Raw genomic sequence first — 22,654 nt, 5'->3', positions numbered from 1 at the left:
GCAATTACATGCGGAATACACCAAACTTGGTGTCTTCAATAGGCGCATTTAATGCCGCCGATAAGGCTAAACCAACCACATCACGAGTTTGCGCAGGGTCGATGATTCCGTCATCCCATAAACGTGCACTGGCATGATACGGATGACCTTCTTTGTCGTATTGCTCAACAATCGGTTTTCTGAATGCTTGCTCGTCTTCATCAGACCATTCTTGGCCTTTACGGGCGAGACCATCACGGCGTACTGTGGCTAATACGCCTGCCGCTTGTTCACCCCCCATGACTGAAATGCGTGCATTGGGCCACATCCACATCATGGTTGGCTCGAATGCACGGCCGCACATGCCGTAGTTACCCGCGCCATAACTGCCACCAATAATCACAGTAAATTTAGGCACATTTGCACAGGATACGGCGGTAACCATTTTTGCGCCGTGCTTGGCAATGCCTTCATGTTCGTACTTTTTACCGACCATGAATCCGGTGATGTTTTGTAAAAATAGTAATGGAATTTTTCGCTGGCAACATAGCTCAATAAAGTGAGCGCCTTTTTGGGCTGACTCTGAAAACAAAATACCGTTATTAGCCACAATGCCGACGGGGTAGCCATGAATACGGGCAAAACCGCAAACCAGCGTGTTGCCGTAATTGGCTTTGAATTCATCAAAATCTGAGTCATCGACCATACGGGCGATGACTTCTTTGACATCAAATGGTTTTTTAAGATCAGTGCCGACAATGCCGTAAAGCTCGTTAATATCAAACTTTGGCGGTTTAACAGGGCTTAATTGTGCGGCAATTTCTTTTTGATGATTAAGGCGAGAAATTGATTTACGGGCAAGCTCAAGTGCATGGTCATCATTTTGGGCTAAGTGATCGGCAACCCCAGAGATTTTGGTATGCACTTCAGCGCCGCCTAACTCTTCTGCTGAGACTTCTTCACCAGTTGCCGCTTTCACTAATGGCGGTCCAGCTAAAAAGATGGTGCCTTGCTCTTTTACGATAATCGATTCATCTGCCATTGCGGGTACATAAGCGCCGCCAGCAGTGCATAAGCCCATTACGACAGCAACCTGCGGAATGCCTTTAGCTGACATTTGCGCCTGGTTATAAAAGATGCGCCCGAAATGGTCGCGATCGGGGAATACTTCGTCTTGGCGTGGTAAGTTTGCGCCGCCAGAATCGACAAGGTAGATACATGGCAAATGACAGCGACTGGCAATGTCTTGGGCGCGTAAATGCTTTTTGACGGTAATAGGGTAGTAAGTGCCGCCTTTAACGGTTGCGTCATTGGCGATAATCATACATTCAACGCCACTGACACGACCAATACCTGCGATTACGCCTGCTGCTGGAACGGCTTCATCATAAACTTCATAGGCGGCAAATTGGGAGATTTCTAAAAATGGCGAACCTGGGTCGAGCAGTTTTTCCACTCGTTGGCGCGGGAGCAATTTACCTCTCGATAGATGACGTTCAAGGGCGACAGGGCCGCCACCTTGCTCAATCTTAGCGAGTTTGATTTTTAAATCATCGACGAGTGCGGCCATGTCGTTATGCTTGGCTTTAAATTCATCGCTGCGGGAGTTAATACGGCTGCTCAATTGCGTCACAATTCATATCCTTAATGAGTCAAGTGGCGCGATAGCATGGCTGAGACAATGGGGGGAACTCCCAACCATGCTTCGCAATAACACTTTCAATGTGGCCATTTAAAAAGGCTTAGGTTATGCTTTTTGGTGTATAGATAATTAGCGTTTTGCTGATTATTTTGTTTCGTTAAACAGTTCACGACCAATCAACATACGGCGAATTTCAGAGGTGCCTGCGCCGATTTCATATAGCTTGGCATCACGCAGTAGTCGGCCCGTTGCATATTCATTGATATAACCGTTACCGCCGAGTAACTGAATTGCATCGAGTGCCATTTTGGTTGCTAGCTCTGCGCTGTATAAGATAGCGCCAGCGGCATCTTTACGGGTCGTCTCACCGCGATCGCATGATTTGGCTACGTTGTAGACATAAGATTTTGCAGCATTCATGCCTGTGTACATGTCAGCGATTTTGCCTTGAATAAGCTGGAACTCACCGATTGATTTACCAAACTGTTCACGCTCGTGAATGTAAGGTACAACAATATCCATACAGGCATTCATGATCCCAAGTGGGCCACCTGATAGCACAACACGTTCGTAATCTAAGCCGCTCATCAACACTTTGACGCCGTTATTCAGACCGCCAAGAATGTTCTCCTCTGGTACTTCACAGTTATCAAATACCAACTCACAGGTATTAGAGCCGCGCATGCCTAATTTATCGAGCTTTTGCGCTGTGCTGAAACCTTTGAATGTTTTCTCAATGATGAAGGCTGTAATACCGTGTGGGCCCTTGTCGATATCGGTTTTAGCGTAAATCACCAAAGTGTCAGCATCAGGACCGTTAGTGATCCACATTTTGTTGCCATTAAGAATGTAGCGGTCACCTTCTTTGCGGGCATTAAGCTTCATTGATACCACATCAGAACCTGCATTAGGCTCACTCATCGCCAATGCGCCGATATGTTCGCCGCTGACAAGTTTAGGTAGGTATTTTGCGCGCTGCGCATCGTTACCATTACGGTTAATTTGATTAACGCAAAGGTTTGAGTGGGCACCATAACTTAGGCCGATAGAAGCAGATGCGCGGGAGATTTCCTCCATTGCGACCACGTGGGCAAGGTAGCCCATGTTAGCGCCGCCAAACTCTTCAGGCACAGTTACACCCAGTAACCCCATTTCGCCTAAAACAGGCCACATGTGGTTAGGAAATGCATTGTCTTGATCAACTTGTGCAGCGATTGGAGCAATCTCGTTGCTGGCAAAGTCGTGGATGGCGTCGCGAAGCATGTCCACGTCTTCGCCCAGGCCGAAATTAAGGCTTGTGTAGAGTGATGTCATTGTCTTGTGTCCTGTTGAATATAGGTTACTGCTGCCGTGAAACTATGTTGTTTCTTGGGCTTATAATTTTTATGGTCAAGCTTGTTATGTTGTTATTGGCCCATCTCTTTGTACGGGCTCAATGTTGTTTTACTTGTTACTTCAAAAAATAGCGGCGATGAGTTCCGCTACCTCTTGGTGTTACTGCTTGGTGTTACTGTCTGTATTAACGTGCTATTTACTGGATCGCTATATGAGCTGGTGCATACCTTTTGAGATTAACTTCTATTTGTTGAGTTATTGGTATCTCAATGGTTATTTAAAATAAGTATTTAAGCTTCTTCTTTAAGGGCTGCTCTACATTGTTGCTCTGCCGAATTAAGCTCCATTAATACCACTTTAATATCGTCCATTTGCTGTTGCAGTGATGCTTTCTTTTCTTCGACTAAATCAAGCATGGTGTGCAGCTGCGATGTGCTGCTTTTGTCAGCATCGTAGAGTTCAAACAAACGACGGGTTTCAGCTAGCGAAAAGCCTAGGCGCTTACCACGTAGAATAAGTTTTAAACGTACACGGTCTTTCAGACTGTAAATACGGGTTTGCCCACGGCGTTTAGGTTTAATTAACCCTTGGTCTTCGTAGAAACGAATACTCCGTGTGGTGATATCAAATTCCTTTGATAAATCACTAATTGAATAAGTGGATTGTGGATTTAAATTTGCGCTCATCGTTTCACCAAAAGTACGTCTTTTGATGCAAGATATATGAAGTTTACGTAAAGGTAAAGTTTGCAGCCAGTTTGTAACGGCTTTTTTAGCGGGGATTTTTGTAAATCGTGCTTGCCAATCAAGGTGGGCATTCACCAGTCATAGCTCAAGTTAGCACTAGGCATTATATCAAGTTTTGCTAAATAGGTGACATGAAAATTTATACGAGTGTTTTAATTTCAATACGTTAACTCATTAAGTGCAGATTCAAAATCCTTATTTAATCCCTGAAATGCTATATCCCTTGGTCTAATAGGGTTTATTTTTTAACCACGCCATAATGAAATAAAAATAATCACTACGATTTAAAATTAACTGACAAGCAGTTTACTGGAGAGTAAAAGATGGCTGGATTAGGAAAGCAAATGCATCAGCAATCTTTGCAAGATAAGCAAGGGTTTTGGCAACAGGCAGCAGAGGCTGTAACCTGGTTTACACCATTCAAGCAAGTGCTTGATGAGTCTAACGCGCCGTTTTATAAGTGGTTTGCTGGTGGTGAAATGAACACCTGTTATAACGCAGTCGACAGACATGTAGAAGCGGGTCATGGCGAACGAACTGCAATCGAATATATAAGTCCAGTGACGCAAAACCAATACAGTATTAGCTATCAAGAATTACTATCTCAAGTAAGCCGTTTAGCGGGTTATATGCAGTCTATTGGCATTGAAAAAGGCGATAGGGTGGTGATTTACATGCCAATGGTGCCTGAAACTGCTTACGCGATGTTAGCGTGTGCGCGGATTGGTGCTATTCATTCTGTAGTGTTTGGCGGCTTTGCTGCAAATGAGTTAGCAACACGCATTAACGACGCTAAACCCAAGTTAATTCTTTCGGCTTCGTGCGGTATCGAGCCATCAGGCGTAGTGAAATACAAACCGCTTTTAGATGAAGCATTAAATCAAGCTAGCCATGAAGTGAATCACTGCGTTATTTTAAATCGTCCCCAGTATAGTGCTGAGATGCAACCTGTGAGAGATGCTGACTGGCAGACTGCAATAGCGGATGCCCCATTTGTGGATTGCGTGCCAGTTGAATCAACTCACCCTTTATATGTGCTGTATACCTCGGGCACCACTGGGCAACCCAAAGGCGTCGTGCGTGACAATGGTGGTCACGCAGTTGCTATGACATGGTCGATGAAGCACATTTATAATATTGAAGCAGGCGATGTATTTTGGGCTGCATCTGATGTGGGTTGGGTGGTTGGTCATTCTTATATTGTTTATGGGCCGTTAATGGCTGGTGCAACAACACTAATGTATGAGGGGAAACCTGTAGGCACCCCTGATGCTGGCGCTTTTTGGCGCATCATTGAGCAATATAAAGTTAACAGTTTTTTCACCGCCCCTACTGCCATTCGTGCGATCAAACGCGAAGACCCTAATGGTGAACTGCTTAAAGGCGTCGATTTATCTTGTTTAGGCCAAGTGTTTTTAGCGGGTGAGCGCTGCGATCCTGATACGCTTTATTGGGCACAAGATAAACTCAATAAGCCAGTTATTGATCATTGGTGGCAAACCGAGACTGGTTGGCCTGTTGCAGCGAATTTGATGGGGGTTGATCCCATTGAAGTAAAAGCGGGATCGCCAGCACGTCCAGTACCGGGTTATCAAGTAGAGGTACTCGATGCCATGGGTGATGAAGTACCTGCTAATGAAAGCGGTAATGTGGTCATTAAGCTGCCATTGCCACCTGGTAATCTAAGTACCCTTTGGAATAATGATGCACGATATGTAGACAGTTATTTGTCGATGTATGAAGGGTACTATTTAACGGGTGATGCGGGTTACATTGATGAAGATGGTTACCTGTATATCATGAGCCGTATTGATGACATTATTAATGTCGCAGGGCACCGTTTATCGACTGGTCGCTTTGAAGAAGTGTTATGTCAGCATGATGCAGTGGCTGAAGCTGCGGTCATTGGGGTACAAGATAAGTTAAAAGGCCAAGTACCACTCGGGTTAGTGGTGCTTAAAAATGGCGTTAACTTATCAGATGAGCAACTTTACAAAGAGTTACTGGCTTTAGTACGCCATGAAATTGGCCCAGTCGCTTCTTTTAGATTAGTGAGTGCAGTACAAAAGTTACCTAAAACTCGTTCAGGAAAAATATTACGTGCCACCATGCGTAAAATCGCTGATAACAACGAATATACTGTGCCAGCGACCATTGAAGATCCAATGACATTAGATATTGTTCGCACTGCGTTAACTAAGATGGGGTATGCTGATTCGCTTACCAAAGAGCTTACTGTGTAGTTTGTTAGTGTTATTGAAAGCGAGCCAAATGGCTCGTTTTTTATTGCCTTTAAAATAATGATTCGATATGAACTAGGTCGTCATGCGTTAAAACGGGACTGGATTACAGCGATAATTGGTCTAAAATGGGAGTTACATGCTGATTTATAGTGTTATTTAATCAAATTGAACTGTTTTTAATTTATAATCTTTGGGTGTCATTTAGCAATGATGCAGTCAAGGTAGGCAGATTACATTGTCGAGTAGCAACTAAGTTAGTGATGCAAATAAGTGTTAACCAGTAAATATGATAAAGGTTTGATCAACGTATATGAATAATATTAAAGAATTACCTGAAAAGATTAATACTAAAACCAGCCGATTATTTTGGTTAACCGTTTTTACTGGTGGGATATATCCGATAATTTGGTTATTTGCTAAGTATCCCAAAATGGACGAGATTACTTCAATTCGCACCGCTGATGATTCGTTTATTATTGCGATAGCAGTTTGCTTTGGTTTTGGTGGTGTGTTGTCACACAGTGACTTTGGTTTGATGAGTGCTATCGGCAGTTTATTACTTTTTGGCGCTTTCTTTTTATATGTATTTTGGTCATTTAGAGCGCGAGCGGCATTGCAAGATTATGCCCACGTGAATTTCGGCATTGATTTGAAAATGAATAAAATTCTCACAGTCGTGTTTAACATTTTTTATATCAATTACTGCATTAATCAACTGCCTGAAGAACAACAAAAAGGTCATCCAACTTACGGTAAAGGTTCAATCAATATTACTGAACTTAAGTAAGCGACTTTGTCGCCCTATACTCATTAGACAGGCGCGAGACGAGCACAAAAAAGAGAAGCTTAATGCTTCTCTTTTTTATGCAGAGCCGTAATTTAAGATGATACGGTATCAAAATATTTATTGAACAATTTTACTGTCTTTTGGTTTGATGCTTGTTCGATTTGTTGTTTTTTAACTCATTTTGCGTAGCATTTTATCTGGCAGTACTCTTAAAATAAGTTGGATAAATGCCCATGGGTAACTCGGCACATAACAGTTAGCCGGCTCTTTATTGATGGCCTTAACCATTGCTCGACAACCGGTTTCTGCATCAACCATAAATGGCGCGCCATCAGCGTGATCGTTAATCTCAGTTTTAATGTATCCTGGATGCACACAAGTAACCGCTATTGGTGTATTCATAACATCGAGTCGGATCCCTTCGGTTAACGAAGTCAGTCCAGCTTTAGTCGCGGCGTAAACCGTCATCGCGCGCCTGAAACCGCGCAGAGCACTAATTGATGAAACGGTGACCAGATGCCCTGCATTTTGTTGTCGGAAAATTTTCATTGCTGCTTCACACTGAGCTAATGCTGCAACAAAATTGGTTTGGGCAGTCTGTTTATTGGCTTCAAAAAGCCCAGTGCCGATAGAGCCACCTTTACCCATGCCTGCATTAACAATAACCCTGTCGACATTGCCCATTAGCTCTTTGAATTGGTCAAACACGTCAAATACTTGTTGATGATCGTTAACGTCTAAGGCTAGTAACCAGACTTTGACATTGGGATAAGTGTCGTTGATTTGGGCTTTTAATGCTTCTAAACGATCGGTCCGCCTTGCGCACAAACCTAAGTTAGCGCCTTGTTTCGCGAACTCAAGTGCCATACCTTGGCCTAGCCCTGAACTGGCGCCAGTAATAATAATATTTTGTCTAAACATCTTGATTCCATTCTTCGCAATCTAGTGATAAAAGCCTGTTTTAGGAGGGTTTTAGTCTTTTTTAGTTTGTTGATTATCTTGCGGGGAACAGCGCTATGTGTCAAATAGGCGGATTTAAGGCAATAAAAACGCCAACTAAGTTAGCCTAGTTGGCGTGGTATAACTGGGTGCATGCGTTATGAATTTATTGCGATTAACGCGATAATTGGCAAGCTTTAATACAGCCATTGGCACCCGTAGCAATCAGCTCTGCTATCTTATTTTTAACGCAGTTTGATAACTTGCGCTCAGTTTTACGAGTTTGCATATACAGCGTCATATTGGGCTTGTTGCGCATTAACTCAGCGCGCTCTGTTTGCGGCACGATTTGCGCGCGTAAAGCATCGTCATTAGTTAAATAATCAACCGCACCTTGAGAAACCACTAGCGTGATGGCATCTGTGCCAGTTAAAAAGTCGTAAATCTCATTTAAATTATTGGTTTTTGCTGCGACTTTTAATTCTCGCATTCTGCCGTCAGCAAACTGCTTTAACGGCGTGGCTTCAAGCTCGCTGTTGAAGTGCATTACTTCCGTTAAAATGACAGGGTAGTTTAATACGCGATCTAAAAGGGGTTTATAGATTTCATCCCAAATGGGGTGATCATGTTTAGCGACGACAAAAGTGTCTGTTACTTCACAAATCTTTTGGCTTTGAATACCAACATGAATAGACGGATTACAGCTAATAACCATATCGCACTGGCTATTTAACAGCATTTCTTCATCATTTGAGCCATTGTCTTGCAGTACTGCAGACTTGACACATGCACTGCCGCAATGGTTCTCACATTGGCAGTTATAAAGCTTTCTTAATACGCCATTGGTAAAACCTGATGGAGCTTTAATAATAATGTCACTGTCTAAGCTTTCAACGCTTTTATTAATCTCTTGGGCAAGGTCGATGTGGTTTATTTCAATTTTTTTTAATATTGGATATAAGCGCTGTGACTTATCGGTAATTTCTAATCCTGACACTCTTTTTACAAACAAAGGATCATCAAAAGCTTCTCTGAGCCTTGATAAACAGCGGCTGATTTTTGATTGAGGGACGCTAAATGACTCAGCTGTTAATTTTCCGCTTTGGAATTCATATAGCCTTAAAAAAACTAATAAGGTCATGTAGTCGAGGTTTAGTAACCTTTCTTGTGTTGTTGTAGGGTTCATTATGCACGCTTATTATGGATTAACCTTGTTAGTAATGTACCAATTTAGAGGTAACTGAGCAGAGAGCGTTGTAATAATTTATACCTTAATCACGCTTTTGTATGATTTATACTATCGAACTGTTAACTCACGATAATTAAAAGGAAAATCATCCTAAAGTTTATTTTGTATACTGAGTGAAATAGTGAATTTCAATATGTTATATGAGTAACAGAGAATCTTGCCTTAAACTGGCTTTTGAAATTTAACTTTTAAACTCATTCTTGAACCTGATGATAACGTTGCAGGTAAAAGAAAATGCCAATCTTTAGATTGGCATTGTTAAATTTTATCCTTCAACTCATTAATGAATAATGAGTTTACGCTGACCATTCAAAAGGATCATGATCCGCTAGCACTTTGGCATAGGTTGTTGTCATGGTTTTGATAGAAAAAAAGTAACCCTCACTTTTAGTCTCATAGGATTGAGCATCCAGCTGAAAATGAATATCTTCACATCCTGCTGTTTGATCAAACCTCTCTATCAAGCCTACTAACGCTGAATGCTCAAGGTTATAGGGTGGATGGGTGAAATTTGATGCCGCGACTAATTCACCCATTGAAGAGTAACGGCGAATATAGTCCGCCATAGTTTCAATTAACTTACCGTCTTTAACACCCACCCACTGAGTAGCATAGCTGCGGACAATGAACTTTTTAGAATAAAAGTAATGTTCAGTTTCTGCAGCAATGATGGCGATATCTTGATATTGACTATCTTCAATCAGGGCTTGATGTGCGACTTTTACATCTTCAATTTCAAGATCAAGTCCAGCAACGGCAATGACCTGTTCGGCCGTCACAAGACGACCGTCCTTACTGAGTAAACGAATATAATCGACTAGTTCAATCATGAAATAACCACCTTTCTTTATTACTAACTAATCAATGCTTAAGCTGGTAGCAAGGCTAAACTTTCTAGTTTATCTGCGACATAGCCCAGTTTGAACTTCTCTAAGGTGGCACGTGTAGGCACGCCTGTGTCTTTATCCCAACCCATTTCGGCATAGAACATGTCTAAACCTATTTGGATATCGTCGCGATCCATTTTAATCGTGCCTTCATCGCCAAAGTTCATGTCATGATCTAAATCGTAAACCCATTCAGATAAGACATCATGTTTTTCACGTTGATTTGGCTCATTCATTTGCAACACTGTTAATGCTCGGTGCAGTTGCAGTACCGTTTCAGCTTTTGCATCAAGCTCTGCTTCAGAGGTCTCAATCCCTGTGACGAGACTGAACATTTGCGATTCAATTGAGCTATCACCAATGTAATCACGATTTACGTCAGGTGAAACCAATAGCGGGAACATCCAGTTACATAAAGTCAGTGAATCATGCAGTACGTTTTTCACTAAACACCATTTAGCAAACTTAGCTTTAGACGTGTTCATTTCAGTGTAATGTTTGACTGGGTCAAATGCACCGGGGCCCCACATTGATTCTGCGACTTCTGCAATTTTCGCCCAAGGAAGGCCACAATTGATTAAATTAATGTGTGAATGACATTGTGGATCACGGTTAAATACAGTGTTGAGCAGTGCGCCAACTTGTCCTGCAGACTCACTGGCATGATGTACACCACCAACCATTGAGCGATTGAATACTTTTACATGGGAATCTAAGAATACGCTATAGGTCTCACCGTAGAATTCATAACCTTCATCACTTTCAAGTGCAAATGTCAGTCCTGCCATTCTTGGTGATTCGACTTCGTTTAGAATATCTTCAATGTTATAAAGTTCACCATCATCGTTGATAAAATTATGTAAACCTTGGCCAAGCATACGGCCAAAAATGTTTGAGCCATTATAAGATGCACCATGAGCAATTCGAGTATAGTAATCTTGCATGAAGTGAGCATCTTGGTCAGCGTACTGGGCCCAATTAATCGCTGCATATTCTTCTGCAGGTAGAATTATTTTCCAAAAGTCGCGTGCGGTAAATTCACGCATGACATGAGAAAGCTGGCCATAGGCGCTCCAAATGCCATTATAATCCATATAATAAGCACCAACGGTTTGAATATCGGTGCGTTTCTCACCACTGCTTGGTTTACCCATTGAATACCATGGATCTAAGAAGCCCAAACATACATTTGTGATGTTTTCAGTTGGTAGTTTGTATTCGGTTTTCATTTTTGGGTTCTTGATTTCGCAGAAACAGCGAATAGGACAAGAATGACAGCCACCAGGACGTTTGAAGATTTTATTAGCTTCGTCGCGGCCAAAATACATTTCGGCCATTGAGCTGCGCATGCCCACTTTTTGGCGATCGTCCCATGGGGTTTCTTCTAATTCAATAGGGGTGTCAGCTGCGCCCCATTTTACGCCTGGCCCACCGCGCCAGCGGCTACCAGAAGAGCTATATTCTGCCCAAGATTGCGGTTGGTTAGGCACCACGCCGTTATTATTCGCGCCAATGATACCAAGAATATGATCATCTAATGCTCGCAGTTGCTCATTGGTTGTGGATTCAGCGATATCAACTGTGCCGGTACCAATAATACCAATTGCTTTTAATCTCTTAGAACCTAGAACTGAACCATGTCCACCAGCAGAGTGACCACCTTGGGTTTGAATTGTTGATTGGGCAACGAGGTTTTCACCGGCAGGACCAATTGCTGCCACTTGGGCTTGCTGTCCCATCATTTTGCTAACAGCAGCAAAAGTATCGAAAATTCCCACTCCCCATAAAGATTCTGCGGGTTCTAATGTTACCGTATCATCGACAATCTTTAACCAAACTGGCGTGTCTGATTTGCCTTCAACGATAATTGCATCGTAGCCTGCAAATTTAAGTTCGGGTGAGAAGTGCCCGCCAAAATGGCCGTCAGTAATTAAGTGATTACGAATAACAGGATTGCGTGAAGTAATAGTTGTTCTTGCTGAACAAATAGCACCAGAACCACTTAATGGTCCTGCTGAAATAACTAGTCTATTTTCTTCATCTGTTGCTTTAATACCATCAACATGATTATCCCATAATACTTTATAACCGATTCCCATTCCGCCAATATAATCGTGGTAGGTTTCTGTTGTTTCTTTAGTAATTACTTTTGTTGTTAAATTAACTCTTAAAACATAACCGGCCCAGCCGCCATATGTAGTAGTCATAATTATTCCTTTTAGTTTTTGTTTAAACTAATTCTAAATATTTTTCATGAAGCTCAACTTCAGCAACTGCTTCTTCCCAGGTGTAAAACTTAATGGCACCTGTAGGGCAAACTTGAGCGCAATTAGGGTTACCTTGGCAAAGGTCGCACTTAAGTGATTTACGCGTGGTTTTATCGATAGTAATGACTTGTTGGGGACATTTATCCGCGCAGTAACCACAGCCAACACATAAGTCATCATTGACTTCTCTTGCACCAGTTTCTTCATTGACTGATATGGCTTGTTGCGGACATACCGTCATGCAGACATCACATTGACGACAGGTAGACGGAACAATGGTGCTATCACCTTGTTCGCCACGCTGGTCTTCATAATTGGCTTGTACGCCATGAGGGCCAAAGTTTAAGTTTTTAGCGACTTTAATTCTTGAGGTGCTTGGGCTGACAGCTGATTTCCCGTGGCTCCAACTGCAAGCAATTTCGCAGCGACGACAACCGACACATAGCATTGGATTAACCACCATAAGGCCGCCGGGAAGAACTTCTACAATAGGGGTGTCAGCGTCATCACTGCTACCACACCCTGTTAGAAAACCAACTAATGTACCGCCGTATACTGTACCAACAGCAACTTTAGCGCCATTAGCAAGTAGTGCTCTCCTTGTAATCATATTTGTTTCCTCTTAATTATAAATATTGCTTTTATGTTTATATTTATAACTTAAGTATTGTTTAATTAAATTAAAAACAAGTTGACTATGATCACGTTTGTTTTCTTGTTTTGATTGGAAGTTACAATATATATCTCCCGTCACACTTTTAGGGCCTGTATTTCATTATTTGAAAATGGTAATTTTATTTGCTGTTTTATATTGGTTTGTGGATTCTGCTAGCTGGAATTTTGATTTTTAAAATATGCATTTTAATAAGTGAAACTTTAGGTTTTTTAATTATTATTTTTATATTTTAAATGGTTTCATGATTTTTATCACAATAAGATTTTAATAAATAAATAATGATTAATAAAAATAAAAATGCCATGGATTAATAAAAGGAATAACAATGATGAGCAGATTGTTAACTAGGAAATATAAGAAGTGGTTAACTCCACTTGTTCTAGTTCCAGTGGTCGCACTTACAGCATGTTCCGGTGATGACGGACATGATGGCGAAGATGGTGAGCCGGGTGACATCAATATTTCAATATCTTCAGCCCAGTCTTTAAAAGCTGAAATCGAAAAAGTGACTATTGATGATGCATTACAAGTTTCTTTTGAGTTTTACTTAAGTAATGTCAATGGCGTTGCTGTAAGTGGTCTAGCTGACTTAGATTCGATTCAAACATTAGGTGCGGGTATTGCCAAACTTGGCGATCAACAAAGACGTATTAGACCGTTAAATGAAGCTGACAGTGCCAGCGTGCAAAGTACGGCTGAAACGGATTTATCTCCACAATGGACCAGTTATATTAATAACGTGGTAGAGCCTGGAGAGGTTGCTGATAATGATTTAGAACCGGGCTGGGATAAAAATAAAGGCACGCAGTGGCAAGCAAGCATAGAGTCTACTTGTAAAGAAGCCTGTATTGAAGCCATAGGTAATGGTTTATATCGTTACACATTCTCGCAATCTTTAGACAGCTATTCGAATATTGATGGCATCAATACTGAGTACGTTGCTGAAAACATTCACCGTGTTTATTTAGAGTTGTTGCCTTATTCTGGGGCTACAATTGATACGATGTTGGTTAATACGACATTTGATTTTGATCCACAAACTGGCACAGCCGCTGCAGAAGCAGATAGCCGAGTGTTATTGGCTTCTGAGCAAAGCTGTTATCGCTGTCACACAGCCGATCTGTCTGCAGACAATAGCTTACTTATGCATGGTAGCAAGCGCTTCGATTATGAAGGCTGTGTAATGTGTCATACCAGTTATTCTGGTGACCCTGAAACAGGTGTAAGCATTGGTATGGCGAGCGTAGTGCATAAAATCCATAAGAGTGATTACTTAGTGATTGGCTATAAGGGCTCAGTTCATGACTACAGTGATTTATCTTACCCAGGTGATATGCATCAGTGTCAGCAATGTCATATTGAAGATGCTGCGCCTCAAGCGGATTTTTATCAATACCCAGGTCAAGAAACCTGCTTAAGTTGTCATGAGAAATATGCGCCAGAAGGCTGGAATGGCACCGCTGTTGGTTTATTCCATGATCGTGATGCATTTCCTGATGCGTGGGCAATGAGTTGTAGTGGTTGTCATCCTGATAGCAATAACCCATTAGGTTCAGCAATATTTCATAATGCCGCGGTCAGTGTGACGGATGCGTTAGCTGAGCAATATCAATTTGCTATTAGTGATAGTGTGATTGATGAATTGCAAGATACCTTAACGGCGACCTTAACCTTTAATCAATTAAGTGCTAATCCAGATGTCGATCCTGCAATTGATAACTTATGGATTGTCGCTTCAGGTAATGCGCAGCAAACAGTGATGCCTGAGAATAACGGCCAGCGAAAAGTGTGGGATATTGTATCTGGCGCTGATGATATTACGATGACTAGAGATGGCTCAGTGGTCACTATTATTGTTAAAAATGCTGGTGTTGCTGACTTTGATTTAGATTCAGTAGGCACTCTGTACGCTAAAGTGATGGCGTGTGGCGATAAATCTACTGGCCTTGTGGCTTCTTGTGACGCGCAAGATACTGATTCAAATATTGTGGTTGCAGAAGTTCCAGCCGATAGTGCTGTTGCATTAACGGCGAATGTGTCGGCTTATACAGAGTTGGTGAACAACCAAAAATGTGCCGCTTGTCATGATGACCAGTTCCAGCAACGTGTGAACGATGCCCACAGTAAAATTTCGACTCCTGGTAATGGTGCTACCTGCGGCGCATGTCACTCACCACAAGTTGCAACCACACTTGCTGATGGTAGTTGTCAAAGCTGTCACACCAATGACATGGTCAAGTATATGAATGCAACGCGCAAGCATACACCGGGTGATGCCAATGTGAAGGCGTTCAGAACCATCAGTAACAGCTTAGGTTATCGTGAATTAGTGCATTCTTTACATGCTAATACTCGTACAACCGTAGGTTACAGTGGTAGCGAGCGAGAGGATATGACTTATCCTGCTGCAGCGAATGACTGTCAGGCTTGTCATGATGAAGGCCAGCTGACTATGGATACTCTGTCTGCGCAAAGTTCAGTTATTGTCGCGACGCCGAATGCGACAATGACGGGTGAAGTGGCTGAGTATTCTCCAACTGTCGCAGTTTGTGCTGCATGTCATAACAATGAAGCTAGTTGGGCTGCCCATGCTCAAAGTTATGGTGGGGTGTTCCAACAAGATGCGAGTTCAGGTGCGATATATCAACCTGGAGATGAATCTTGTCATACTTGTCATGGCGAAGGTAAAGGCTTTGGCATTGATGTGATGCACGGCTTTAATTAACCTAAAGCCCTAGCGTTATATTGATAGAAGGTTGTTTGAGTAAAGTCAGTCCGATTTACTTGAACAACCTTTTTTATTAAGACATTTTATCAGTGCCTTATTGAACATTGTTAATGCTCGTCCGATTTATCCGCACTTCTGTTTGTATCTAACATCTATTTGTATTCAACACATATGAATATCCAAAAATTGTATTTAAACGGCTTAGTCATAATTTACATTAAGAAGGGTATGTCATAACTGATTGTGTTTATTAGTTAAAACTTGTTTATTTCTCTGCCTTCCAATTTATGCAATAGAGTGTGCACATTTTGCGACTGTAATTTTGTTACATAAATCCGTATAATCCCCCTTCAAATGGATTCGCTACGCGCGATTAATCTCTGTGACCTTTGGAAAATAATAATGAATACCCAACCATTCCGTTCAGACATCGGCGTTATCGGCCTCGGTGTGATGGGCAAGAATCTCGCGTTAAACATAGCTGATAATGGCTACCAGGTAGCCGCTTTCGATCTTGACAGTGAAAAAGTTAATGCTGCTATTAATCAAGAAACAGCAGAAAGAAAAGCTGATAAAGCACCCCGAATGCTTGGCTGTAATAATCTTACTGAAATGCTCGCATCATTAGTAAAACCTCGTGTCATCGTGTTATCTGTTCCTGCTGGTGGCCCAGTTGATGGTGTGTGTAATGCACTGATTGATGCCGGTATTGAAACTGACGACATCATTGTCGATACAGGTAACAGTTTATGGACTGATACTGTAGAACGTGAAGCACGTTTTAAAGGCAAATTTGTGTTCTTTAGTTCAGCGGTTTCAGGTGGTGAAGTTGGGGCGCGTTTTGGCCCGTCATTGATGCCAAGTGGTAATAAAGATGCATGGCAATACGTTGCACCTGTCTGGAAAGCGATGGCAGCGAAAGTCGATCCAGAAACAGGGTTACCAATAGAGCGCTTTGAGCCAGGAAACCCTGTTATTGAAGGCGAGCCATGTACTACTTATATTGGCCCTGCGGGTTCTGGTCATTATGTGAAAATGGTACATAACGGTATTGAATACGCGGATATGCAATTAATCTGCGAAGCTTACCAATTACTTCATGATGGCTTAGGATTATCGGCTCATGAAATTGGTGATATTTTTCATGGTTGGAATCAAGGCAGCTTAAACAGCTACTTGATGGAAATCAGCGCTGAAGTATTACAACAAGACGATCCATTAACTGGTAAGCCGTTAGTGGAAATGATCTTAGATAAAGCAGGCCAAAAAGGAACAGGCTTGTGGACTGCGGTAAGCAGTTTACAAATTGGCTGCCCAGCACCAACCATTGCTGAAGCCGTGTATGCGCGAGCTGTCAGTACCCAAAAAGGCTTGCGAGTTGACTTAAGCACTAAGCTTGCAGGCCCAGCTAAGGTTACGTTAACTGATGCAGAGAAAGCCGAGTTTATTGCTAATCTTGAGGATGCATTATATTGCGCCAAAGTCTGTTGTTATGCCCAAGGCTTCCAATTAATGGCGATGGCTGCAAAAGAGCAAAATTGGTCTTTAGATTTTGCTGAAATTGCTAAGATCTGGCGCGCAGGATGTATCATTCGCGCGACGTTCTTGCAGTCTATTACCAAAGCTTACCAAGACGATGCCGAGCTTGCGAATCTTCTGATGGCTAAAACCTTCAGTGATAGTTTATCTGCTAAGCACATGAATTGGCGTAAAACAGTTGCAGCATCAGTTATGCAAGGCATTCCTGCGCCGTGTATTAGTTCTGCAGTGGCATATTACGATAGCTATCGCAGTGAAACGCTACCAGCTAATTTACTACAAGGTCAGCGAGACTTTTTCGGTGCACACACCTTTGAACGCACTGATAAACCTGCTGGCGAGAAGTACCATTTAGATTGGAGTGCAAAAGAGCGCACATTGTCTAAGGTGTAATCATAAGCAGCTAATTTTGTCGCTTTAAATAAAAGCACTTCTCCGCGAGAAGTGCTTTTTTGTTATCTGTAAGCCCAGTCGTTTTATAATGACTATCTTATGACAACTTAAATAAGGTTTTATTGACATTAAAATATGCAATCTATCTATGACAAAACTTTTTTTGATAAAATTAGTCTCTAATAAAGACTCATTCGTATTTGGTCTAATTTTATATTAACTATTAGTCTTATTTTTTATATTAATAGCAATATTCATGTTTCTCTGTAGTTAACAACCTTGTAACTGAGCCAACTCTAATATAGGTTAAATAAGATACTAATAAAGATGAGGGAGTATGCATGCCAACGAAAACGGATAAGAAAAAAAGACTAGTAGAAGCCATTGAAACTCTTACTTCCGAATATGATAAATATTCTCAAGCCGCTGTAAAACAACTGCCCGCGTTAGAAACCAAGAATAATGAGTCTCTTGAAAAGTTATTAGAAGTGGTATTATTGCGCGAATCACTGAGTCAGAGAACCACTAATAAAGCACCAGCATCAGTAAAGCTAAGAGCTTCAATTGCCGATGTTATTTTGCTCAATGATGACTTTGACAGGAAGTTGATTTCAGCTAATGCCGCTGCTGCCGCAGAAGCCAGTTAACTATTTTAACGTCAAAGTCTTTAATCGGTTCTGAGTGTCATCAATAACAGTAAATAATTTTTTGAGACTGTATTGAAGCTAATTAATAAAAGTATTTCTTTTTGAAAAATACTTTATGGTAATTAGTGTGAAGATTGAATTTTAACATAAATAATAAAGGCTTCTCATTAGAAGCCTTTATGTTGTGATATTTACGCTAAGGTAATGACTAAACCAAGGCTGAATAAGAAACTAAATATCATAGTTAATTTGGCGGTTCGACCTAAGATTGGGTTAAGGGCTTCGCCACTGGTATTACTGAATTCACCGCTAAGTTGACGGGCGTACACTAATGCTAGTCCTGCAAGCAATACTGGGATTCCAGGCAAGTAACCCATCAAGAAACCACCAATAATGATCCCGAATGGTAAATACACTAATGCCTGGTAAAGCACGCGAGCTTGAGCCTGACCTATACGAACGGCAAGAGTATTTTTACCGGCCTTAGTGTCAGTTTGAATATCTCGGGTGTTATTTACTAGCATAATCGCTGCGTTAAACATGCCGATGGCACTACCTAACAGCCAAGCACTGATGCTAGTGTCGCCAGCTTGAATATAGTAACTTCCCACGACCGCTACCAGCCCAAAGAATACAAATGCAGCCACTTCACCTAATCCATGAGAGGCGAGAGGGTAAGGACCGCCGCTATAACAAACTGCCCCCAATAACGCAGCTACAGCCAAAACTGCGATCGGCCAACCACCATGTACTATCAATGCAGAACCCACGATGAGTGCGAGTACGAGACATAAAATCATGGCATTACGCACGCTATTAGGTGAAATCATACCGCTTTGGGTTACACGGACTGGACCCACACGCTCGTCGGTATCAATACCGTTTTTAAAGTCGAAATAATCATTGGCTAAGTTAACGGCTATTTGTAATAAAATAGCGCACAGCATTGAGATACAAGCAATTGTAAAGCTGAACTGCTCTAAGTGTAGGGCTAAAATATTACCAATTAATAAAGGACCTATTGCAGCAGGTAGTGTGCGAGGTCTGATAGCTAAAATCCAAGATTGCATATATTTAGGGCTTCAGGGTGTCGAGTTAAATTAGGATAGCCTAATAGCATAGCAATTTTTTGGAATTAAGTAAGCGGCTATGATCGCGCTATGAAGTAAAAAGTTGTTGTTATTTTTGCTTAATTTTATCAAATTTTGTTTATATATGAGTAAATTCTAGAATATTTTTACTAATGATGTGTGGTTCTAAGGTAACCTAAGGATATTGAGTTTGGCAGAGCCGCTAGGATAATTATGAGCCAAGTATTAAACGATTTACTTTCATTGCTCTCATTAGAGCAAATAGAACTAGGCCTGTTTCGTGGTCAAAGCCAAGATTTAGGCTTTGGGCATGTATTTGGCGGTCAAGTGATGGGGCAAGCATTAAGTGCTGCAAAACAAACGGTAAGTGAAGATAGACAAGTACACTCTTTGCATTCTTATTTTTTGCGCGCTGGCGATGAAAAGCTACCGATTGTTTATGATGTTGAGAACATGCGTGATGGTGGCAGTTTCAGTGCCAGACGGGTTAAAGCCATTCAAAAAGGGCGTCCAATTTTTTACATGACTTGTTCTTTTCAAGCACCAGAAGAAGGTTACGATCACCAAGCGGAGATGCCTGTTGTTGCTGGGCCTGAAGGGTTATTGAATCAGCAAGAGCTGGCACTCACTATGCGCGATAAAGTACCAGCAAAAATACTTGAAAAGTTTATGGCTGATTCACCGATTGAGATGCGTTTAGTCAATCCTATTCATCCTATCGCACCCGACTCAACAGAGCCGAAGCGCTATGTGTGGATGAGAGCGAATGGTAACATTCCGAGCGATCATAGTGTGCAAGAGTATCTGTTAGCTTACGCTTCTGATTTCAACTTCTTAGTGACAGCGGCGCAGCCACATGGCGTATCATTTCTAACTCCAGGTGTAAGAATGGCAACCATAGATCATGCAATGTGGTTTCACCGTCCATTTAATTTTTCCGATTGGTTGCTTTATAGTGTTGAAAGTACCAATGCTAGTGGTGGTCGTGGTTTTGTTAAAGGACAGTTTTTTGATCAACAAGGGCGTTTGGTTGCATCTGCTACCCAAGAAGGCCTACTAAGAATGACAAAAGGGTAAAAAGTATGAAATATGGTTTTAAAGCGCTGCTTTTAGGATGCATGACATTGATGCTGACAGCATGTGTCACTGTTACGCCTGATGAGCCAGTAATCATTAATGGTTATGCAGGCTACTTAGAGAAAATTACGCTGCCACAGAACTGTAAAATTAATATCGCGATTATTGGTTTGAATACCCCAGGTTTGATTATTTCACAAAAAACCTTTGATATTGCCCGCGCACCAGTACCGTTTAAGTTTACTTTACCGGCTGACAGTATTGATAACGATATTGAATATGGCGTGGTTGCGATGATCATGTATCAAGATAGACCGATTTTTCAAACTTACGAAAAATTCCCAGTGATTAATAATGATAAGTTCACCACCGAAGTTATTATGAAAAAAGTTGAGCGTTAGTTTCGTTCCAGCTCTTAGCTAAACCTCAAAAATGTAGAGTACGTCTTAATGTTTATTCTTTGGAATTAAGACGTAACTCACATCTTCCAAAGTCGTGAATTGCATAAGTTGTATATCACGCAATAATCAAATTTCATTTCTTTTTATTCGAGGCTTAAGTTGTGCCTGAATTGCGTGCGGTAAATGAAGTTGATCAATCAAGATCTGAGCTTCGCCTTATCTGGGCTTTGTGTTTAGCCTCTATTGTTGTTTATATCAATTTATATGCTGTGCAAGGCATGTTGCCATCCATTGCTGAGCATTTTGATGTTACAGGCGCCAATGCGACGTTAATTCTTTCTGTGACGAGCTTCTCTCTTGCCTTTTCTTTATTAATTTATGCCGTGATCTCAGATCGTATTGGCCGTTTGGCGCCGATAATGGTCAGCTTATGGTTGTTAGTCGCGTCTAACATTTTACTTATTTACGCAAAAGATTTTGATGCTTTGCTAATGGTGAGGTTATTACAAGGGGTTTTGTTAGCCGCAGTACCTGCTATTGCGATGGCATATTTTAAAGATCAATTACCAGCGAGCTTTTTATTAAAGGCTGCTGCTATTTATATTATGGCCAATAGCTTAGGCGGTATTGGTGGCAGATTAATGGGAGGCTTACTGTCGCAATATTGCACATGGGAGCAAGCAATGGCGGTCAATTTCGCCGTGACTTTAGTGGGTATTTCCATTGTGACCTATCTGCTTCCAAGAAGAGAACTAAAGCCAGAAAAAACACAAACCTCAATCGGTGTGCTTGCGAAAATCAAGCAAGACGTGGGTGGTTTTATATACCACTTAACCGATAATCAAATGCGTTTAGTTTATGCCATTGGCGGGCTGGCATTTATGATGATGGTAAACCAGTTTAGCTTTATCCAGCTGCACTTAATGGATGAACCTTATCGCTTTAGTCGTTTTGCTGCTACGTTAATTTTTCTTTGTTATTTGAGTGGTACATTAACGTCTTACTTTTCTGCTAAGTGGGTAGTAAAGTTTGGTGCACTTCGTTTATTTAAAGGTGCATTACTCGTCATGCTGGTGGGGACGTTATTAACCTTAATAGATACCTTACCTGCGATTATAATTGGTTTTTTACTGACAGCCAGTGGGTTTTTCTTAACTCATAGTTGTTGTAATTCATTTGTAGCTATCAGAGCGTCTACTCATCGAGCAAAAGCAACCTCGCTCTACCTTTGTAGTTATTATCTTGGTGCGGCGCTTGGAGGGCCTTATTTGATGCTATTTTGGCACCAGTTAGAATGGCAAGGTGTTGTTATCGGATGTTGTGGGCTTATTTCATTACTCTGTGTCGCAATTATGCGCCTAACTTATCATCAATCAAAGGCTGATGACTTAGCAGCACGAAGCTAAGGGATATTAAAAAGTTTATATGAGAGGCCAATAGGCCTCTTTTTTTGTGCCTGCTTTTTATCGCATGTGAACAAAACAGTTTTATAAGTGATTTTTAACCAAAGAGTTTGTTTCGTGTTTATGCTCTCTCATTTTTATCTAAGTGGATTAAAGCTTTAACTGCACTCATGAACTGCACTAAAGGTGCACTTTTTACTTTATCCTTAATTCCACGTGCTACGTCAAGAATGGGCTACAAATGAGCCTAACTTGGAACCTTAGATGGACATGAAAATCAATGAACTACTCTTAAAGTCATTTTATCTTGAGGCTGAAGATTAAATATTGTTAGTGACATGCAGCAAGTTGAATTTCATCTTGGATTGAAACTTAGACTTGTATAGTTAGAAAAGATAATTAGGAGATGATTGGGTATTAAGCCACAACAACATTAGCATTTAGCTAGCTTTAACATACTTGGAAACTGGTTTGTTGGTCGTTGTCAGCTAAATTTTAGACATAAAAAAACCACAATTAAGTGGCTTTAATAACTCTTAAAAAAAGAGAGTGGTATCCCCTAGGGGATTCGAACCCCTGTTACCGCCGTGAAAGGGCGGTGTCCTAGGCCTCTAGACGAAGGGGA

General features: G+C 41.3%; 17 protein-coding genes. 8 read left to right on the top strand and 9 right to left on the bottom strand.

Going from position 1 to position 22,654, the window contains the following annotated elements:
* Nucleotides 1–4: 4 nt before the first annotated feature.
* The 3 genes from Q4600_RS19865 to Q4600_RS19855 form a co-directional block, all read right to left on the bottom strand.
* Nucleotides 5–1,612 (bottom strand): carboxyl transferase domain-containing protein, encoded by a 1,608-nt coding sequence (locus Q4600_RS19865; protein WP_102528831.1) that lies wholly within the window; start codon nt 1,610–1,612, stop codon nt 5–7.
* A gap of 153 nt (nt 1,613–1,765) precedes the next feature.
* Nucleotides 1,766–2,935: an isovaleryl-CoA dehydrogenase gene (locus tag Q4600_RS19860; protein WP_102528832.1), complete on the bottom strand. Its 1,170-nt coding sequence runs from the start codon at nt 2,933–2,935 to the stop codon at nt 1,766–1,768.
* 311 nt (nt 2,936–3,246) lie between these two features.
* A complete protein-coding gene (locus tag Q4600_RS19855; protein ID WP_102528841.1) occupies nt 3,247–3,642 on the bottom strand; it encodes a MerR family DNA-binding transcriptional regulator in 396 nt (131 codons plus the stop codon).
* A gap of 383 nt (nt 3,643–4,025) precedes the next feature.
* Here Q4600_RS19855 and Q4600_RS19850 point away from each other — a divergent pair, with 383 nt between their 5' ends.
* Nucleotides 4,026–5,945 (top strand): propionyl-CoA synthetase, encoded by a 1,920-nt coding sequence (locus Q4600_RS19850; RefSeq protein ID WP_229372444.1) that lies wholly within the window; start codon nt 4,026–4,028, stop codon nt 5,943–5,945.
* Nucleotides 5,946–6,255: 310 nt separating this feature from the next.
* Nucleotides 6,256–6,732 (top strand): hypothetical protein, encoded by a 477-nt coding sequence (locus Q4600_RS19845; RefSeq protein WP_303518062.1) that lies wholly within the window; start codon nt 6,256–6,258, stop codon nt 6,730–6,732.
* Nucleotides 6,733–6,903: 171 nt separating this feature from the next.
* Here Q4600_RS19845 and Q4600_RS19840 read toward each other — a convergent pair whose 3' ends face one another.
* The 5 genes from Q4600_RS19840 to Q4600_RS19820 all read right to left on the bottom strand — a co-directional run bounded on the left by Q4600_RS19840 (nt 6,904) and on the right by Q4600_RS19820 (nt 12,684).
* Entirely contained in the window at nt 6,904–7,653 is a 750-nt protein-coding gene (locus Q4600_RS19840; protein WP_229372449.1) for an SDR family oxidoreductase, read from the bottom strand.
* Between the two features lie 193 nt (nt 7,654–7,846).
* Nucleotides 7,847–8,857 (bottom strand): LysR family transcriptional regulator, encoded by a 1,011-nt coding sequence (locus Q4600_RS19835; protein ID WP_248957013.1) that lies wholly within the window; start codon nt 8,855–8,857, stop codon nt 7,847–7,849.
* 359 nt (nt 8,858–9,216) lie between these two features.
* The gene (locus Q4600_RS19830; protein WP_303518067.1) at nt 9,217–9,750 is read right to left on the bottom strand and encodes a hypothetical protein; all 534 of its coding nucleotides are present in this window, start codon (nt 9,748–9,750) and stop codon (nt 9,217–9,219) included.
* A 38-nt stretch (nt 9,751–9,788) separates the two neighbouring features.
* Nucleotides 9,789–12,014: an aldehyde ferredoxin oxidoreductase gene (locus Q4600_RS19825; protein ID WP_303518071.1), complete on the bottom strand. Its 2,226-nt coding sequence runs from the start codon at nt 12,012–12,014 to the stop codon at nt 9,789–9,791.
* 22 nt (nt 12,015–12,036) lie between these two features.
* Nucleotides 12,037–12,684 carry a 4Fe-4S dicluster domain-containing protein gene (locus Q4600_RS19820; RefSeq protein WP_102528838.1) on the bottom strand — a complete coding sequence of 216 codons (648 nt, stop codon included), beginning with the start codon at nt 12,682–12,684 and terminating at the stop codon, nt 12,037–12,039.
* Between the two features lie 391 nt (nt 12,685–13,075).
* Here Q4600_RS19820 and Q4600_RS19815 point away from each other — a divergent pair, with 391 nt between their 5' ends.
* The 3 genes from Q4600_RS19815 (at nt 13,076) to Q4600_RS19805 (ending at nt 18,057) form a co-directional block, all read left to right on the top strand.
* Complete coding sequence (locus Q4600_RS19815) at nt 13,076–15,475, top strand: OmcA/MtrC family decaheme c-type cytochrome (RefSeq protein WP_303524427.1); 2,400 nt, start codon at nt 13,076–13,078, stop codon at nt 15,473–15,475.
* 405 nt (nt 15,476–15,880) lie between these two features.
* Nucleotides 15,881–17,410: an NADP-dependent phosphogluconate dehydrogenase gene (gene gndA / locus Q4600_RS19810; protein WP_102529627.1), complete on the top strand. Its 1,530-nt coding sequence runs from the start codon at nt 15,881–15,883 to the stop codon at nt 17,408–17,410.
* A 341-nt stretch (nt 17,411–17,751) separates the two neighbouring features.
* Complete coding sequence (locus tag Q4600_RS19805) at nt 17,752–18,057, top strand: hypothetical protein (protein WP_102529626.1); 306 nt, start codon at nt 17,752–17,754, stop codon at nt 18,055–18,057.
* A 191-nt stretch (nt 18,058–18,248) separates the two neighbouring features.
* Here Q4600_RS19805 and Q4600_RS19800 read toward each other — a convergent pair whose 3' ends face one another.
* Nucleotides 18,249–19,127 (bottom strand): 1,4-dihydroxy-2-naphthoate polyprenyltransferase, encoded by an 879-nt coding sequence (locus Q4600_RS19800; protein ID WP_102529625.1) that lies wholly within the window; start codon nt 19,125–19,127, stop codon nt 18,249–18,251.
* 234 nt (nt 19,128–19,361) lie between these two features.
* On the opposite strand from Q4600_RS19800, the gene tesB reads away from it, so the two are divergent.
* The 3 genes from tesB to Q4600_RS19785 all read left to right on the top strand — a co-directional run bounded on the left by tesB (nt 19,362) and on the right by Q4600_RS19785 (nt 22,032).
* On the top strand, nt 19,362–20,225 hold the full coding sequence (gene tesB, locus Q4600_RS19795) for an acyl-CoA thioesterase II (protein ID WP_102529624.1): 864 nt from the start codon (nt 19,362–19,364) through the stop codon (nt 20,223–20,225).
* A gap of 5 nt (nt 20,226–20,230) precedes the next feature.
* A complete protein-coding gene (locus tag Q4600_RS19790; RefSeq protein ID WP_102529623.1) occupies nt 20,231–20,626 on the top strand; it encodes a YbaY family lipoprotein in 396 nt (131 codons plus the stop codon).
* A gap of 170 nt (nt 20,627–20,796) precedes the next feature.
* Nucleotides 20,797–22,032 carry an MFS transporter gene (locus Q4600_RS19785; protein ID WP_303518114.1) on the top strand — a complete coding sequence of 412 codons (1,236 nt, stop codon included), beginning with the start codon at nt 20,797–20,799 and terminating at the stop codon, nt 22,030–22,032.
* The last annotated feature ends 622 nt before the right edge of the window (nt 22,033–22,654 follow it).

This window comes from Shewanella sp. 2_MG-2023 (genome assembly GCF_030548905.1).
GTDB classification, from domain to species: Bacteria; Pseudomonadota; Gammaproteobacteria; order Enterobacterales; family Shewanellaceae; genus Shewanella; species Shewanella electrodiphila.
The sequence above is the reverse complement of the archived record's forward strand: the minus strand, read 5'-3'. Positions and strand labels throughout refer to the sequence as shown.